The organism is Polaribacter aestuariivivens (genome assembly GCF_005885675.1).
Classification (GTDB): domain Bacteria; phylum Bacteroidota; class Bacteroidia; order Flavobacteriales; family Flavobacteriaceae; genus Polaribacter; species Polaribacter aestuariivivens.
In genome coordinates this window covers 182,957-199,485 of record NZ_VANR01000003.1, presented here as the reverse complement: position 1 = coordinate 199,485, position 16,529 = coordinate 182,957, and the positions used below count along the sequence as shown (strand labels likewise).

The window sequence follows — 16,529 nt, the reverse complement described above, 5'->3', positions numbered from 1 at the left end:
CTAAAAATCTGTAAATCATTAATTTATAAAACTTAAAAATTAAATGTATTTACAAAACTGAATGTATTCAAATTAAAAAATGAATACTTATGTTTTTCTTAGTGTTAATAAGACGACTAAATGTAGAATTTGTTACAAAATTATCGTCTTATTGAAATGTTAATTTTTGATTTTCTTATTATATCTGTATATCGTAAAAAATAAAGCGCCTATTAAAAGGTATGGAAATACCATTAAGTAACTTATTCCGTTATTTACGCCTTGTGCCATAGAAACATCTCCATTTTCTACAACAGCTTTACACATCGCACATTGTGCAGATGTTGTTTCTAGTGCTAAAAAGAATAAAAAAATTGCTAAAAGAAATTGTTTTTTATACATAATAAGGAGCTATCATTAAATAAACTATTACACCTGTAATTGCTACGTATAACCAAAGTGGAAATGTACGTTTTGCAATTTTTTTATGTTCTGGAAACTTGCCTAATTTCGCTCTCATGTAGGTAATTAAAACAAAAGGAATTACAGCTATAGACAGCACAATATGGGTAATTAAAATAAAATAATATACATATTTTACAAAACCTTCACCACCAAATTTGGTTGAATCTGAAGTCATATGATAAGCAATGTACAATACTAAAAAAAGTAATGAAAAGGCAATTGCTGTTGTATTTAGTTGTTCGTGCAGTTTTTTATTCCCTTTTTTTATAGCAACAACTGCTGCTATTAACAAAATAGCTGTAAGCCCGTTTATAGTTGCGTAAATTGGAGGTAAAAATGTTAATGGCTCAACATTAAAACCTAACTCTCTAAGGTTAATTCCAAATAAAGCTGCAACTGCTAATGGAATTATTATTGATAATGCAGTTATTATCTTTTTATATTTTGCCTCTTTTGCCTGTAAATTATTCATTTAGCAATATTTTAATATCTTCTTTTAATTCTTTTATTTGATCTGGAAAACCTTGCTCTTCAATAGCTCTATAATACATAATTGGGTTTCCATGTTCGTCTTTTCTTGAGCGGATAAATCCATCTTTATCTACCAAGGCAAATAAACCAGAGTGTTCAAAACCACCATGTTCTTCATCACCTTTTCCTGCATACAACTTAAAGCCTTTGTTGGAAAGTGCATATACAATATTTTCACTTTTTCCTGTAAGTAAGTTCCAATTTTTTAAAGTTATACCATTGTTTTTTGCATATTCTTTTAAAGTTTCTGGTGTGTCAATTGCTGGTGTAATAGAAATAGAAGCGATTCCAAAATTTGGGTTTCCAAAAAACTCATCTTGAATGGTGAGCATTTTTTGATTCATAATAGGGCAAATTGTTGGACAGGTAGAAAAGAAAAACTCTACAACGTATACCTTACCTTCGTAAAAATCATTTGTAATTGTTTTTCCTTCTTGATTTGTAAATTCAAAATCTGGAACTTTATTAAACTTTACCAAGTCTGTTGAATTACTAAAACGATCTACCACTTTTGGTACTGTGTAAATACCAAAAAGTAAAATGATAAATGAGATACCTATGTATGAATATTTTTTGTTCATTTTTTACTAAGTAATAAGTTTAAATCTCTCTGTCTGCATCATTCTTTTTTAAAGCCAACCTATATTCTGCTAAGAGTACTTTTACGTCGTCTTTCATTTTATTATTTAAAATAGCAACAGAACTCATATCGTAACCAAAAAGCTTACCATCCTTAAAATCTTCATCATCTGTTCGTCCTCTTAGGTTTACTTCTTTATCGATAATAAACGCTTTTGAGGTTTGTAAATTATTTAGGTTTTCAGTTGTTTTAAAACTCTCATACAATGCATTTATTGCTGGTTTTGAACTTGAAACAAATTTCCATTTTACCATATCTGTAAAAGCACCTATTTCACTTTTAAGAACTTTTACTTCTTCTTTTTTATCTTCTGGATAAATTGCAATTATCTGAAAATTTTTAAACCCATAAAATGGTTTATAAATTTTTTGATTTAAATTAAATATTGCACCTTTTATGGTTTCAATATCTTCTCCTAAAAAACAAACAATGGAAATATTTCCTGCAAATTTTGCAGAATTTGATTCATCTATTAAAGAAACGTCAGAAATATTTTTTGTTATAATTGGTAATTTTGCAAAGTTGTTTATACCTGAAGATAATATGAGGTAAAAAAACAATGGAAATATAAATAACAAAAATAGTACTACTCTTTTTTTTGTAATGTATTTCATGTTTTAAAGATTTACGGGTATATATTACATTGTTTTGTGCAAAAAAAAAGGTGGTTAAAACCACCTTTTTTTTTAATTTATTACCATTTTACAAGTGGTGCTAATGTGTCGTATAAATAATCACCTTCTATTAAAAGTAAGGTTACTAAGTAAATAATTAAAAAAACTGCCGTCCAAACAATGGAGCGTCTAAACCATTTTTTTTCTCCCTCTAAATGCATGAAAACCCATGCAATTCCGTAAGCTTTTGCTAAAGTTAAAATTATAAAAATCCAATTTAACCAACTTGTTCCTGGACCATGTAAGTGTAATGCTTCTGGTTTAATGATACCTAAGTAAACTTCTACTAAAGTAATAACAGAAAGAATACCAAAAACTATCCATATTCTTTTTGTATTTGATTCGTGTGCGTGTGCTGCCATTTCTATCTATTATTTTTAATTATACTAAGTAGAAGAAGGTAAATACAAATACCCAAACTAAATCTACAAAGTGCCAATATAAACCAACTTTTTCTACCATTTCGTAATGTCCTCTTCTTTCATAAGTTCCTAAGATAACATTAAAGAAAATGATGATGTTAATTATGATTCCGGAAAGTACGTGAAAACCGTGAAAACCTGTGATAAAAAAGAAGAAATCAGCGAAAATAGTATTTCCATACTCATTAACTTTTAAGTTTGCACCTTCTATTACCATTTTAGTTTTTGCTAATTGTGCTGCACCCTCTTCTCTTGAAAGAATTGTTTTTTGTTTCTTGTCTAAATCTATCAACTCTGTTCTTACTTGTATTGCTGGATTTGCTTTGTAAGCATTAACAACTTGATCAACTGAGTAAGTAGATATTGTACCTTCGCTTTGAAACCACAATCCATTTTTTCTTGTATGTTGTTCTCTTACATCTGTTCTTTCTCCAGTAACAAAATCTGCTAAAGCAATTTGTTTACCATCTTTTACAAATTGTAACACTTTACCATCTGTAGTTTTTACAGCTCCGTAAGTACCTTTAATAAAAGTACCCCATTCCCAAGCTTGTGAACCTACGAAAATAATACCTCCAATAATTGTAGCAAACATATACCAAGCTACTTTATTTTTTTTCATTTGGTGACCAGCGTCAACTGCTAATACCATTGTTACAGATGAAAATATTAAGATAAACGTCATAATTGCAACGTAAATCATTGGATAATCACCATGTACAAAAGGTACGTGTGTAAAAACTTCGTCTGCAATTGGCCAAGAATCTATAAACTTGAAACGAGTTAAACCATAAGCTGCTAAAAAGCCTGAAAATGTTAATGCATCTGAAACGATGAAAAACCACATCATCATTTTACCATAGCTAGCTCCAAATGGTTTTACGCTACCTCCATTCCAGGTGTCTTTTTTGTTAGTTGGTACAGCAATATTTGCTTCCATAAATGTTTTCTATTAATTGAATATTAAAAATAGTTATGCAAAATTAATCATTTTTCATCACTTGATAAAATAGAAAAAGAAAAATAGATAAATCCACAAAATATCTACAAAATGCCAGAAAATAGCGCCAAGTTCAAACCCTAGCATATTATTTGGTGTGTATTTGTATTTAAAATGATTATAAATTACAACAAATAGTACAATTATACCTGCTAACAAGTGCAAAACATGCATAAATGTAATACCGATGATAAATGATGTTGAAACCGTACTTTCTGGTCCAGTAAAAAATAAACCTATACTTTTTAATTGATTAAAACCAACATATTGTTGCCAAATAAAACCAATACCCAAAATTAAAGTTGCAACTACTAAAATTAATGATAATTGTCTTTTATCTTGTTTTAAAAATTTTTGTGATAAAAATAAAGTAATACTACTTGCCACAATTAAAAAAGTACTTATATGAAATGCATTTGGTAAATCGAAAGACACCCAATCATCTCTTTGCATACTAATTACGTAAGCACTTGTTAAGCCTGCAAAAAACATTACCATACTAATCATAGAAACCCATAACATAGGTTTTGCTGATTTTTTTTTGGCTACATTTAATTCTTGCTCTAAAGTTTGTTCTTTAATCATTATTTTTTGTTTAACTTTTAATTGTAAAATGAATAAAACTTAGCATTAATGTTTTTAATGCAAAAACTTATCTACTACATATATGATTTGTACTACTGTTATGTATAAAACACTAGACAACATTAGTTTTCTGGCATCGATATTTTGTTCACTTTTATAAAGTTTTATTCCGTAATAAAGCATCATGACACCAAATAAGGCAACTATTACTGCTGTTATTGGGTAAATATAAAATGATCCTGAAACCCTTAAAACAGGAGCTACCGAAACTAAAATCATGATTATTGTATAAAAGATAATTTGTTTTATGGCGCCTTTATCTTTTTTATTCATTGGCAGCATGTAAAATCCTGCTTTTTTATATTCTTCGTATTGTAACCAACCAATAGCCCAAAAGTGAGGAAATTGCCAAAAAAACTGAATCATAAATAAAAATCCAGCTTCGATACCAAAATTATTTGTAGCTGCAACCCAACCTAACATAAAAGGAATTGCTCCTGGAATGGCACCTACAAAAACTGCTAAAGGTGTTACAGCTTTTAAGGGTGTATATACACTTGTGTATAAAAATATTGATATGGCACCAAATAGTGCCGATTTTGGATTGATGCTGTATAAAATTGCGATTCCTAAAATGGTAAATGTAATTGCTATAAAAAGTGCTGTATTTACAGACATTCTTCCTGTTGGTAAGGGTCTGTTTTGTGTTCTTTTCATAATAGCATCTGTGTCTTTTTCTATAATTTGATTAAATGCGTTAGAAGCACCAACCATAAAAAAACCACCCAAAGCTAAGAGAAAAAGTGTTACATAATTTACAGTTTCTGCTGCTAATAAATAACCAGCAACAGAAGAAAATACAACACTGAAGGACAAACCGACTTTTGTAAGTTGTTTAAAGTCTGAAAAAATAGTTTGCATAAATGTTTTCTTAACGGAAATAACTGTTGTATTCATTTTACCACAATTAGCTTGCAAAGATATTTGATAAATATGAATTTACCATATTTTTTAGCAGGTTTTGTTGGTTCATAAATTAAGTTATAAAAAAAACCCACTCAATAAATTGAGTGGGAAAATTGCTATGAAAAAGAAAAAGTGTGATTCTAAACGAACCACACCTCAAATATAAGTAATATTTTTATTCAAAAAACAATTAAAAGGTTAAATATTTTAAAAATCTTTATACCAATTAAACAAGTCTGCTTTTATCCCTGCAGAAAACCAAACTGTGTTTCCAGCTGGATATGCATTGGTTGCAACTTCTGGAGTAAATTTTCGGTATAAGAAACTTCCGAATAAACTTAAGTTGTTAGATGGATTCAATAAATAACTGGTTTGTATATCTGCTATGAATATATTTGCTGTGTTTCCTTGCCCTATTTCATTTCCTGTATCTGAAAACCTATCATTATAAGATTGATAAATATTACCTCCATAACTTACTGTTTCGTCTTCAAAGTCGAAACCTTTTTTACCTAGTGTTAGCTTTGTGCTAAAAGACCACCTATCTTTGGTATATCTACCAATAGCTATTGCTTCATAAAAATTTGCGCCCCATAAGTGTGCCATAGGTTGGCTATAATTTCCATAATTTAAAATGGCTGATTGATGTGCGAACGTATAAGGTCGCGCATAATTGTATTCTAATTGTAGAAAAAGATTATCAACATTAAAGGCATTGAAATACTTTGCTCCTACTTGATAAGCGAATTTATTTCTCCAATCACTCAAATTATTTAAGTTTCCTACTGAAAACTCATCTACAACTAATTGAGAGTATAAAGATATATTTTTATTTAATTTGTATTTTCCTGTTAATCCAATAATAGCGTTTCCTGCATCTTCACCTCTATTAAATTCTACTGATCTGTAAAAAATTACCGGGTTTAAAAAGCCTGCATCAAAACCTTGTTCTCCTGAAGAAATGGCTGTTTCAAAAAAACCAATGTTTAATTTTTTGGTAATATTTAAGCTTAAATAATGTGCTGCAATGTATTTTCTGGCGTGTTCGTTTGGATTAGATGCTGCAGAAATTGATGGTTCTGTATTCCACATCCAAATATTGGTGTATTGTAATTTCCAAAAATCTACTTTCATTTTTAAATAGGTTGTTGGTGCAGAAACATCTGAAAGTACAAAAGATCTGTAACCATCACCTATAAAGTTTTTTCCATTACCAAATTGGAATTGCATAAATTTATTTGGCTGAAAGGCTAAATAACCTTCTGCAACTGGATAATCAAAACTATCTTCTTTGAAACCTTTTGCTTTTCCTCTTCCTGGAACTAAACCTTCTGAATTTTTGGGTCTTGTTAGTAATGATCTATTTGAAATATAGCTGTTTATATAGTCTGCAAATCTACCTTGACTTTCATACACAGTTGCTGAGTATGAGAATTTATTACCTAAACCTCCGTTTACGGTTAAAATGCGAGAGTTTTTATATGTGTAAGCTACATCAGAGTTGTCTTTACCAAATTGAACGTCAACTAAAAAATCTAAAGTGAACCAAAAATCTTTCTTTTTTACTTGTAGTAAATGTTCGTTCCAGATTTTATTACCAACCCAAGATTTTACTTCTGGTTTTAAAAATTTCTTTTTAAAGTCTGTAAGATTAAAGTATTTATTAACTTCATTGTAGGTATAGGGTTTTGAAGCTGTGTGTGTGCCATCTGCTTTGTGCATCGCGAATTCATAGTCTACATATCTTTGATGTGTAAATGGAATGTTTAATTGGCTGTTATGTTCTAAAAAGGTAGAGTCTGCTATTCTATTTTTTTCAACAATTGCAAATAAATTTTCTTTTTGATTATTTACATCTGTGGTGTTTTTTGTTGTATTTGTGATAAGTTCAGTTGTTGTATCAATTGGAAATGAAATTGGTAGCTCAAATTGCATTTCAATATTTCTATTGTTATATTTTGCAGGAATTATTCTTGGAAATACTTTAAATGCTCTTTCTGCTTCAGTTCTTATTTCTTCATATGGTGAGTTTACATAAATTATTTTAAAATCACCTTCTTTCGTAACTACAAACAACACTTTTGCAATACCTTGATAGTTTTCATTTTCTACGATTGGTGGTGTTTTAAATTCTGCAAAAAAATGTTTTTTTGTGGTTGATAAAAAGCAATTTTTAATATCGGAAATGTTTTCACCTTTACAAGCATCAAATACTGGGTATCTTTCTGTTTGTGAGTAGTATATTGAGGGAAATAATAGAACTAAAAGTAGGTACTTTCTAATCATCTTATAATTTTATTACGCTATTGTTTTTGAGTTGATATTGTTGTTTGCTTTCTTTACAAGTAGCAAAACCTTTTTCGTCAAAGTTTAATCTGTGTCCATATTCACTTACCCAACCAATTTGTTTAGAAGGGTTTCCAACAACTAAAGCAAAAGGTGGTACTTCTTTTGTAACTACTGCTCCTGCTCCAATAAAAGCAAACTCGCCAATATTATTTCCACAAACTATAGTTGCATTTGCTCCAATACTTGCTCCTTTTTTTACAAGAGTTTTTAAATATTGATCTTGCCTTTTTATTGCACTTCTTGGGTTTATTACATTTGTAAAAACCATAGATGGCCCTAAAAAAACATCGTTTTCACAAATTACACCAGTATAAATTGAAACGTTGTTTTGTACTTTTACGTTTTTGCCTAAGACAACTTTGGGTGAAACTACTACATTTTGACCAATATTGCAGCTTTCTCCAATAATACAATGAGACATAATATGACTAAAGTGCCATATTTTGGTATCTTTTCCTATATTACAATCTGCATCTATTACTGCAGTTTCGTGTGCGAAATATTCTTTCAAAATTAATAATCTTGGTTTGTTTGTTTTTCTTTAGTTACAATTGCTTTTGATGATGATGTGCCAATTCTATCAACACCTAAATTTATCATTTTTACTGCAGTTTCATAATCTCTAACACCTCCTGCAGCTTTAATTTGTAATGGTTTCGCATTTTTTATAATTAAACTCATGGTTTCAAACGTTGCTCCATTTGGTAAATTATTTTCGGTTTTAAAAAATCCTGTAGACGATTTTACAAATACATTTTTTGCATTTTCTTCTCCGAAATTATCTAAAATGATTTTTTTTATCAATTGTGAAATTACAATTATTTCTTTATTTGTTAAGGCTGCAACTTCAATAATAAATTTTGCAACCTTTTTATTTTTAAGACAAATTTCTGTGTAATTTGTCACTTCCTTTTGAATTAGGTTGATATTACCATCTTTAAAAGCTTTGTAATTTATTACAAAATCTAACTCGTCTGCACCCAAATCAATCGCTTTTTGTGCTTCGTTTAATTTTTCTTCAATAGTAGATGTTCCCTCGTGAAAACCAATTACAGTACCAATTAATGTAGAGGATTTTGCATCTGCTAACAATCTTTTTGCAATAGAAATGTAGCTTGCACGAATCATAATTAATTTATAATCATACAAAATGGCTTCTTCTACCAATGCAATTACATTTTGCAAATTTTCTTCATCAGAAATTTGTGCTTGCTCAGCTGTTTTTAAATAAGTTGCATCTAAAAATCGACTAATATTCATCTTACAAATGTACTAAAACCTTGTATTAAGAACGTTAAGAGATTTTATTTTTAAGTTGCATAAAAAAACCCAACTTTTCAGTTGGGTTATAATCTTTTTATTCTACACTAAAAGCTATGGGTAGTGTGTATCTTACTCTTACAGGTTTGTTTCGTTGTTTTCCTGGAGTAAATTTTGGTAATTTTTTAATCAAATCATTGGTTTCTTTTTCCAATTGTTTGTGTGGTGCTCTAATTTTAATATCGACAACGTTTCCTTTATCATCAATTAAAAATTGAGTTTGAATTTTATATTTTCCTGCTCTTAAGCCTAATTCACTCGCTAAATCAGCGTCGAAATTACGTTGTACAAATTGTTTCATTTTTTTATCGAAACAAAGTTTATTTTCTTCTTTAGATAAACCTTCACAGCCTTTAAAAATTGGCGCGTCTTCTATCATCACAAAAGGTACATCATTTACAAATGGATCTTCATCAGGAATTTTTGCTACGACAATATCATCGATATTTACTAAAACAGGATCTTCTTTTGGAACATCTATAATTGTTTCTTTAATATCGTCATTTCCTTTTACCACTTCTTCTGGAATAAAAGTTTGTTTTTTTACAGCTTGTGTTTTTGGAATTTCCTTTACCTCTTTTTGAAACAATACTTGTTTATCTGGTTGAATGTAAACAAAGTTGTTATCATTTGGTTGATAAATGGCGACTCCTTTTTGCTCTGTTTGGTGCTCTAAAGTGATGTAAACGATAAAGAGCACTAATACAAGTCCTAACTGGGTAAAAATGTTAGAGAACTTTTCTAATTGTTTGGTTGGTAGTTTTTTTAGGTTTTTCATAATTAGAAAGTTTTAATGTTAAGACTTTGTTAAATCAAAGTTCGTGCCATAAAAAACTGTAAGTTATTGACGCTCTATTTAATACCTTTTAAATTGTTTATTTTATTTATTTTTACAGAATGAAAAAAGTAAAAAGGATACTCTTTTGTTTGCTATTAATTTGTTTCCTTTTTTTAGGTATTTATATTGTAATTAGAGAGTTTTTAAGATATGAAAATCCTCTCTTGGCTATAGAGAATGATGTTAGCCTCCTAATACCAATATTGCTTAATTTATTAGCTGTAATAAGTTTTTTATTTAATGTAGATAAACTTCAAAGAACACTTTCTATAAAATCTACTACTTATAAAGTTTTTAGAATTTGCGATTTAATTTTCTCCATATCTTTAGCCCTTGTTCTATCTGTAATTATCTACTTTTTTATTGATGGATATTATCAATTAGAATTAAAAAGGAGTATTTACTTCTTTCGTTTATCTATTACTGTTCTTTTATTGCTTTTTTCTTTGCTTCTTTTTTTTGATAATCTGCAGTTTCATAAAGCACAAAAAAAGAGTTTAAATAAAATTAATATTGATGAAATTGGCGTATAAAAACAGCATCAAAAATTACTTTGATGCTGTTTACTCAATAAATACAAACTCCTAAAATATATTTATTAGTATTTATTCTTTTTTTTATTTAATTATTAATTTTTTTGAAGTAATTTTATTTACCGATTTTATTTTTACTAAATAAATTCCTTTTGAAAAATTTGAGGAATTTATCTCTATCTTAGAAGTATTGTTTACTTTTTTATGAAGCAACTTTTCTCCTAAAAGGTTGTAAATTTCTATGTTTTCTATTGTTAAATTTTCTGAAGAAATTGTAAAATTTAAACTTGCTGGATTTGGAAAAACACTAATTCTTGAAGGTGTGTAATATGGTAAAGATAATGTAGATTGATTCACGTACAATTTGATAAAATCTAAAGAACCATTGTTAGATATGTTTTTGCCTGACAATAAGATATCTTTTTTATTATCGTTATTAACATCTGCAAAAGCAACATCTCCTTTATGAACTGTTAAAAGATTTACAGAACTTTGTAACGTAAAATTTGCTGATCCATCATTTAAATACAGATTAGAAATTGTTTGTGAATTACTGTTCATTCCTATAATTATCAAGTCTAAATCATTGTCATTATCTACATCTTCAAAGTCAAAATCACTTAAAATTAAAGAATCGTAAGTGGCATTCTGTTCTGTAAAACTACCATTACCTGTATTTATATATAGTTTAGATTGTATGGGTATGTTAAAAGCACTTGTACCACCAACAATGGCAATGTCTTTATCGCCATCGTTGTCTAAATCTTCAAAACGGATGTCTCCATTATTAAAACCATCAAAAGAATTTGTAGAGTCTAAACTAAAAAAACCTTGACCATTATTGATGTATAATTTCGTGATGTATGCATTATTTGAAAAATTATATCCAGAAAGAATAATATCTAAATCGTTATCATTATCTATATCTGCAGCATCTGAAGAAGCTCCTGAAACAGGTATAAACGGATTATTTGTTGATTCTACAAAATTACCTGATCCATCATTAAAATATACTTTAGATTGCCTACCATCATTTACATTTTTATAACCACTAAGAAAAATATCTAAATCATTATCTCCATCTAAATCTGCTGTTATTACTGTACCAGAAGTTACCCCAATTATTGGTGTGTTGGTTACTAAGGTGAAATTTCCAGATCCATTATTTCTGTATAATCTAGATACTGGCTGACCTGTATCTGGTTGCCCTAACATGAGTAAATCTAAATCATTGTCTCCATCAAAATCAAAGAAACTTACAGCGGTTTCATACATTTTTTGAAAATTATTGTTAACATCTAACGTAAAATTACCTAAACCGTCATTTAAATATAATTCTGCAATAGAGGTTGTTGTAGCGTTATTTGTGTTTTCGTGATTTCCTGTTATTAAAACATCTAAATCATTATCATTGTCTACATCTGCAAATTTTATTTCTCCGTTTGAAACTGCTTTAAATATGGTGTTTTTTTCAATAAAACTTAATTGAGAGTATGTATTTACATTAAAAATTAGAATGAATAAGTAAATTAATTTTGTTTTCATAGTTTATTTTTTAAAATCCAAGAGATTTATATTCTGAAGTGTTAATTGTTAAAATTTTATTGCGGTCTATTTTAGTTACATATATTTTGGATTGTTCTCCATTAGCAGCACTGTAGTTTAGTTCTAAAACAAATCCCTTTATAGGGCCGTTTGTAACCATACCCAAAACTGGAGCGTAAGATGCTTTTATGGGGAAATTGCCTTCAACAACCCATGCTTTTACTGTTCCTCCATCATTTTTATATTCGTATTCGTTACAAGTATATCCCAAGATGTTTTTGGTTTTTCCTGTTTTTACTAAATCTTCTTTTGATGGTATTTTGTCTAAATTATTGTAGCCAGAAAATTCTTCTGCACTAGTAGCTTTTCTAATTTTCATTCCAGATGCATTGATAAATGTTTCTATCTTTTTTGGTGTAATCACATTAAAAATATTATCATTCTCACCACTACTCATTTGCATACAAACAATCTCTTTATTCGGTCCAAACAATAGATTAAAACTTGCTTTATCATTACTTTCAGTTTCTATTGAAATAGTAACTTGACTGTTAAAAAAGTATTTACTTGATTTTAAATTTTGTTTCCCTTCAAAAGTTTTGTCGAGAGTTTTGTCAACCTCAACATCGATTTTATTTTCTACTTTTTGAATGGCTTTGTCTTTAATTTTTTTCCAAATCTGTGCATTTATAGAGTTTCCAACCAATAAAAACAAAACAAAAACAGAGAATAATTTTAATTTTTTCATACTTAAACATCTTTTAGTTACTCTTTTTATAGCTAGTTTTTAAAAAAGTAAACATTAACCATTGCTTTTTTTTATTTTTACTAAAAATGTTTACGTTTTTACTTTTTTGATATTAAGTATGAAAGAGAATCAAATTTTAGAAGAATTAAAAAGGGATAATGATGAAGTCTTAGAAAAAATATATCTAGATTATAAAAAGCCCTTTTTTAATTATGCTAAAAAATTCAACATTAATAACGAAGAAATTACAGACATCTATCAAGATGTTATTTTGGCTTTCATTCAAAATATTAAAACAGGAAAATTAGTTCAATTTGATAGTACAATAAAAACCTATCTTTTTAGTATTGGAAAGTATGTCATTTATAATAAAATTAAGAAAGAAAATAAATTACAAATTGTAGATTCTTTTAAAGAAAGCAATTTTAAAACAGAAAAAGAATATGAAGTTTTGTTTTTACAAGAATTGAGTGATAAACAACAATTACTAAAAAAGAGTTTTGATTTATTGGGTGAAAAATGCCAGCAAATTTTAACCTTGTTTTATTTTAGAGGATTTAATTTAGAAGAAATTACAACACATTTAGGTTATAATCATAAAGATGTTGTAAAAAGTCAAAAATCGAGATGTTTAAAGAGTTTGAAAGATAAAATGACATGATTACAGACGATGATATAAAAATAGTTGCAGCTCATAAAGAGTATGAGAAAGGCAAAATAAAGCTTCAGCAAATTGAAAAGAAAAATAACTTTTTCTTTTCAAAAAAATGGTTGATTGCTGCCTCTGTTCTTTTTCTGGTTTCACTTTCTAGCTTATTGTTTTTGCCCTCAGAAAAAAGTGCTGACGAATTATTTGCTAGTTATTTTGAACCTTATACAAATGTAATTGCTCCAATTTCTAGATCCTACAAAAATAAATCTACTCTAGAAATTGCTTTTAAAAATTATGAAAACAAAAAATACGCTGAGGCACTTGAAGGATTAGAAGGATCTATCACCAAAGAAAACAAAACTGCACTTCATTTATACATTGCAGTAACTAACTTAGAGTTAGAAAACACGAATAAAGCCATTGCTATTTTAGAAAAAAACTTAAAGGATACTAATACTTGGAAAGATAAATATTTGTGGTATTTATCACTAGCCTATTTAAAAGAAAAGAAAACCGAAAAAGCTATAAAAACCTTAAAAACACTTTCTAAAGAAGTCAATAATTTTAAAAAATTAGAAACTTTATCACTTCTTAAAAAACTGGAATAAAACAAAACCTAAACAGGCTAAAACAAAAGCAATTATCCAATAAAAATTATAATTGTCTGAAATGGAAATTGGATTTATATCTCCGGAAACAATTAAACCTGCCCAATAATAAGGAGTTTTTACATTGCTATCTGTTTTACTTTTTAAATATCGCTGTTTTGCCAATCTCAAAGCTTTGTTTTTAGGCATTTTTTTTGATAAATTCTCATAAAAATAAATCATAATTTCTTTGGTAGCCTCATCAGGAATTTCCCATAAACTAGAAACTGTAGATGGTACTCCAGAAAAATTAAATGCTCTTTGTATAGATACCAAAGCTAAGTTATTATTTATAGAACCACTACCTGTATTACAAGCACTTAATACTGCTAAATCTGAGTTTAATTTCAGCCCATATAATTCTTCTAAATATAGCTTATCTTCTTCATTATCAGAAAATAAAAAATGGCTAAGTTCTGGTTTTTTATGGTCAATTTCAGCATGCATTGCCAAATGTAAAATTGATGCATTTTTAGAATTTTTTATAAAACTATTTTTTGAAGCCAACTCATTCTTATAAATTTTACTTGGAAAGAATTTTACGATGTTTTTTACCTCTTCATTTGCGCCTTGTAAGTTTGATGTATAGTTGGGTAAAAATGCTTTTAATTGATGATTTTCTGAGACAACTTTTCTTTGATTGATAAAAACCAAATACGAAGCATAAGAAATATTATAATTATGAATTAAATAGTTTTGTTTTGCATCAATTAAAGTTTCAAAAGGTAAATGATGTAAGTTTTGATCAGGTACAATAAACAAGTTTTGAGTTGTTTTTATTTGAAAAGGAATGAGTTTTTTAAATAACTTAGAAGCCATTTCTATATTTTCTTTACCACTTTTTAAAATGCTGATGTACTTTGTTATCATCTGTTTTTCATCAAAATCTACTTGAGAAATTAAGATTTCTGATTGGGTTATTTTAAAGACATACAAATCGTCTTTAAAAAACTTATATCTTAATACCACATCGTTTTTTTTCAGTTTTGACTGAAAATCAGCAATAGAAAATTCAGTGAACAATGAATTTGAAATTTTAGGATACAACTTTTCTAAATAATTTCTATGTTCAGATATTTTTTTAGTCAACTCAATAATTAAAAGTGAATCATTTTTTATTCTAGCATCTACTAATTGTTCTCTAATTTTTTGCTCTTGAGTAAAAAGTGAATCTGGTAAAAAAGATTTGCTCAAGGTTCTATTTTGAAGAAAGTTTTTCCAATCTAATTTATTCTCAATACTTTCTATTTCAGAAATAATTTGTGATGCCTCTAATGTTTGTGAATCTTTTAATTTTGATCTAATAATTCCTCTAAAAGTCAAGTTGTAATACTCTTTTAACTTATCACTAAACTCTTCTTTATAATATACATTTTTAAATTGAGTTAAACCCATTTTATACATTTTAGAAGCTAAACTTTGTGCTTTCTTACGGGTAGGAAAAGCTTCTAAAATCATATCTGCAATTTCAACAAATAACCCTGTATGATTTAACTCTAAACTGGGTTTAAAATTCGAATAATCAATGTTTAAATTTTCTTTCTTAGAATGAATCGCAGAAATCATTTTATGAAAAACTGCTGCTGCTTTCTCAAAGTCTTTTTGCTCTAAAAAAATGATACCTCTTTGTGCTAAAAAAAACGGAATTCTTGCATCTTCTTTTGTTGCTAAATCAATAATTTCTTGATTTATATTTAACGCTTTTTTAAATTCTTTACTGTATCTAAATTTTTTGGCTAAATTGAATTTAAATTGAATTTCATTGTCTGGATATGATTTTTTATCAAGAATAGACAAGGCTTCATTCAAATATTTTTCTGCTTTAAATAAAGGATTTTTGAGATTTAATTTTTCTCTGTAATTCAAATAAAAATCGCCCACAAGATTTAAAGAAACTGCATACATTAAATTTTCTGTGGCATTAAATTTACGATGGTTTCTTTGTTTTTTTAATTGAGTTAAGTTGTAAATTAGCAGCTTTTCTTTGCCTTGAGTAGCATACAAAACCACAGATTTATACAACAACAAAATATCTTTTGAAGCTTGATTTTTATCTGTTTTAATTTTGTTTTTGTGGGTTTTGTATAAAGCTAACCCTTTTTGTAAATAATATTTGGCTTCATTATAATACCCATAATCTGTAGCAGATCCACTAATATCTGCGTAAATTGAGATTAAGTAATCATAATTGGGGTTTTTAACTTTACTTAAAATACTTTCTGCAGATTTAACAGAGTTGTAAGAAGTTATATATTCTTGAATATTATATTCTGAAAAGGCTCTATCAAAAAGAGCCATTCCTTTTAAATTATTTCCAGAATCTGTATTTGGTGAATAATTAATAACTGAATTATAAGATACAATAGATGCTTTATATTTTTCCTTTCCGTATAAAGAATTGGCTTTTAAATAAAAGGCTTTGGCATAAAACAAACTATCTTCAACACCTTTTGTATTATTAAAATTAATCCTTTTTAATGCGTTTAAGACTTCATTGTACAGGCCTTTATTATAAAGGTTTTCTAAAGAATCTAATTGTTTTTGATGTATGTTTATCTGAAAACCAAACAGGTAAAAAGGGCAAAAAAGAAAGAAAAGTATTTGTTTTTTTATCAAAAGAGTATTTTAAATATAC

18 protein-coding genes are annotated in these 16,529 nt (G+C 28.0%); 3 read left to right on the top strand and 15 right to left on the bottom strand.

The features are described from left to right. Positions 1–159: 159 nt before the first annotated feature. The 12 genes from FDT66_RS06970 to FDT66_RS06915 all read right to left on the bottom strand — a co-directional run bounded on the left by FDT66_RS06970 (position 160) and on the right by FDT66_RS06915 (position 9,709). Positions 160–381 carry a hypothetical protein gene (locus FDT66_RS06970; RefSeq protein WP_138535449.1) on the bottom strand — a complete coding sequence of 74 codons (222 nt, stop codon included), beginning with the start codon at positions 379–381 and terminating at the stop codon, positions 160–162. Then, positions 374–916, bottom strand: a complete 543-nt coding sequence (locus FDT66_RS06965) for a DUF420 domain-containing protein (protein WP_138535448.1) — start codon at positions 914–916, stop codon at positions 374–376. The genes FDT66_RS06970 and FDT66_RS06965 overlap by 8 nt, the downstream gene beginning before the upstream one ends. Continuing rightward, on the bottom strand, positions 909–1,556 hold the full coding sequence (locus FDT66_RS06960) for an SCO family protein (protein ID WP_138535447.1): 648 nt from the start codon (positions 1,554–1,556) through the stop codon (positions 909–911). The genes FDT66_RS06965 and FDT66_RS06960 overlap by 8 nt, the downstream gene beginning before the upstream one ends. A 19-nt stretch (positions 1,557–1,575) precedes the next feature. Next, positions 1,576–2,229 (bottom strand): hypothetical protein, encoded by a 654-nt coding sequence (locus tag FDT66_RS06955; RefSeq protein WP_138535446.1) that lies wholly within the window; start codon positions 2,227–2,229, stop codon positions 1,576–1,578. Between the two features lie 80 nt (positions 2,230–2,309). Further along, complete coding sequence (locus tag FDT66_RS06950) at positions 2,310–2,651, bottom strand: cytochrome C oxidase subunit IV family protein (RefSeq protein WP_138535445.1); 342 nt, start codon at positions 2,649–2,651, stop codon at positions 2,310–2,312. 19 nt (positions 2,652–2,670) lie between these two features. After that, positions 2,671–3,651 (bottom strand): cytochrome c oxidase subunit 3, encoded by a 981-nt coding sequence (locus tag FDT66_RS06945; RefSeq protein WP_138535444.1) that lies wholly within the window; start codon positions 3,649–3,651, stop codon positions 2,671–2,673. A 57-nt stretch (positions 3,652–3,708) separates the two neighbouring features. Further along, on the bottom strand, positions 3,709–4,296 hold the full coding sequence (locus FDT66_RS06940) for a cytochrome c oxidase subunit 3 (protein ID WP_171032335.1): 588 nt from the start codon (positions 4,294–4,296) through the stop codon (positions 3,709–3,711). A 54-nt stretch (positions 4,297–4,350) separates the two neighbouring features. Beyond that, positions 4,351–5,253 (bottom strand): heme o synthase, encoded by a 903-nt coding sequence (cyoE, locus tag FDT66_RS06935; protein ID WP_138535443.1) that lies wholly within the window; start codon positions 5,251–5,253, stop codon positions 4,351–4,353. A 216-nt stretch (positions 5,254–5,469) separates the two neighbouring features. After that, a complete protein-coding gene (locus FDT66_RS06930; protein ID WP_138535442.1) occupies positions 5,470–7,548 on the bottom strand; it encodes a gliding motility protein RemB in 2,079 nt (692 codons plus the stop codon). 1 nt (position 7,549) lies between these two features. Further along, a complete protein-coding gene (locus tag FDT66_RS06925) occupies positions 7,550–8,122 on the bottom strand; it encodes an acyltransferase (protein ID WP_138535441.1) in 573 nt (190 codons plus the stop codon). A 2-nt stretch (positions 8,123–8,124) separates the two neighbouring features. After that, positions 8,125–8,871: a deoxyribose-phosphate aldolase gene (gene deoC / locus FDT66_RS06920; RefSeq protein ID WP_138535440.1), complete on the bottom strand. Its 747-nt coding sequence runs from the start codon at positions 8,869–8,871 to the stop codon at positions 8,125–8,127. 97 nt (positions 8,872–8,968) lie between these two features. Then, complete coding sequence (locus FDT66_RS06915) at positions 8,969–9,709, bottom strand: energy transducer TonB (protein ID WP_138535439.1); 741 nt, start codon at positions 9,707–9,709, stop codon at positions 8,969–8,971. Positions 9,710–9,828: 119 nt separating this feature from the next. Here FDT66_RS06915 and FDT66_RS06910 point away from each other — a divergent pair, with 119 nt between their 5' ends. Next, a complete protein-coding gene (locus tag FDT66_RS06910) occupies positions 9,829–10,302 on the top strand; it encodes a hypothetical protein (protein ID WP_138535438.1) in 474 nt (157 codons plus the stop codon). Positions 10,303–10,386: 84 nt separating this feature from the next. On the opposite strand, the gene FDT66_RS06905 is transcribed toward FDT66_RS06910, so the two are convergent. Beyond that, positions 10,387–11,847: an FG-GAP repeat domain-containing protein gene (locus tag FDT66_RS06905; protein ID WP_138535437.1), complete on the bottom strand. Its 1,461-nt coding sequence runs from the start codon at positions 11,845–11,847 to the stop codon at positions 10,387–10,389. 10 nt (positions 11,848–11,857) lie between these two features. Next, on the bottom strand, positions 11,858–12,595 hold the full coding sequence (locus FDT66_RS06900; protein ID WP_138535436.1) for a hypothetical protein: 738 nt from the start codon (positions 12,593–12,595) through the stop codon (positions 11,858–11,860). Between the two features lie 118 nt (positions 12,596–12,713). Between FDT66_RS06900 and FDT66_RS06895 the strand changes: the two genes are divergently transcribed. Together FDT66_RS06895 and FDT66_RS06890 are read left to right on the top strand one after the other, a co-directional pair. Next, on the top strand, positions 12,714–13,256 hold the full coding sequence (locus FDT66_RS06895; RefSeq protein ID WP_138535435.1) for an RNA polymerase sigma factor: 543 nt from the start codon (positions 12,714–12,716) through the stop codon (positions 13,254–13,256). Next, positions 13,253–13,855: a tetratricopeptide repeat protein gene (locus FDT66_RS06890; RefSeq protein WP_138535434.1), complete on the top strand. Its 603-nt coding sequence runs from the start codon at positions 13,253–13,255 to the stop codon at positions 13,853–13,855. The genes FDT66_RS06895 and FDT66_RS06890 overlap by 4 nt, the downstream gene beginning before the upstream one ends. Here the strand turns inward: FDT66_RS06890 and FDT66_RS06885 are convergent. Continuing rightward, positions 13,832–16,510: a CHAT domain-containing protein gene (locus FDT66_RS06885; protein ID WP_138535433.1), complete on the bottom strand. Its 2,679-nt coding sequence runs from the start codon at positions 16,508–16,510 to the stop codon at positions 13,832–13,834. The genes FDT66_RS06890 and FDT66_RS06885 overlap by 24 nt on opposite strands. Positions 16,511–16,529 lie beyond the last annotated feature (19 nt).

Coding starts and splice junctions, on each gene's coding strand:
- FDT66_RS06965 (WP_138535448.1), bottom strand. CDS start 916: ATGAATAATTTACAGGCAAAAGAGGCAAAATATAAAAAGATAATAACT.
- FDT66_RS06950 (WP_138535445.1), bottom strand. CDS start 2,651: ATGGCAGCACACGCACACGAATCAAATACAAAAAGAATATGGATAGTT.
- FDT66_RS06940 (WP_171032335.1), bottom strand. CDS start 4,296: ATGATTAAAGAACAAACTTTAGAGCAAGAATTAAATGTAGCCAAAAAA.
- FDT66_RS06930 (WP_138535442.1), bottom strand. CDS start 7,548: ATGATTAGAAAGTACCTACTTTTAGTTCTATTATTTCCCTCAATATAC.
- FDT66_RS06915 (WP_138535439.1), bottom strand. CDS start 9,709: ATGAAAAACCTAAAAAAACTACCAACCAAACAATTAGAAAAGTTCTCT.
- FDT66_RS06970 (WP_138535449.1), bottom strand. CDS start 381: ATGTATAAAAAACAATTTCTTTTAGCAATTTTTTTATTCTTTTTAGCA.
- deoC (WP_138535440.1), bottom strand. CDS start 8,871: ATGAATATTAGTCGATTTTTAGATGCAACTTATTTAAAAACAGCTGAG.
- FDT66_RS06895 (WP_138535435.1), top strand. CDS start 12,714: ATGAAAGAGAATCAAATTTTAGAAGAATTAAAAAGGGATAATGATGAA.
- cyoE (WP_138535443.1), bottom strand. CDS start 5,253: ATGAATACAACAGTTATTTCCGTTAAGAAAACATTTATGCAAACTATT.
- FDT66_RS06955 (WP_138535446.1), bottom strand. CDS start 2,229: ATGAAATACATTACAAAAAAAAGAGTAGTACTATTTTTGTTATTTATA.
- FDT66_RS06910 (WP_138535438.1), top strand. CDS start 9,829: ATGAAAAAAGTAAAAAGGATACTCTTTTGTTTGCTATTAATTTGTTTC.
- FDT66_RS06960 (WP_138535447.1), bottom strand. CDS start 1,556: ATGAACAAAAAATATTCATACATAGGTATCTCATTTATCATTTTACTT.
- FDT66_RS06890 (WP_138535434.1), top strand. CDS start 13,253: ATGATTACAGACGATGATATAAAAATAGTTGCAGCTCATAAAGAGTAT.
- FDT66_RS06905 (WP_138535437.1), bottom strand. CDS start 11,847: ATGAAAACAAAATTAATTTACTTATTCATTCTAATTTTTAATGTAAAT.
- FDT66_RS06900 (WP_138535436.1), bottom strand. CDS start 12,595: ATGAAAAAATTAAAATTATTCTCTGTTTTTGTTTTGTTTTTATTGGTT.
- FDT66_RS06945 (WP_138535444.1), bottom strand. CDS start 3,651: ATGGAAGCAAATATTGCTGTACCAACTAACAAAAAAGACACCTGGAAT.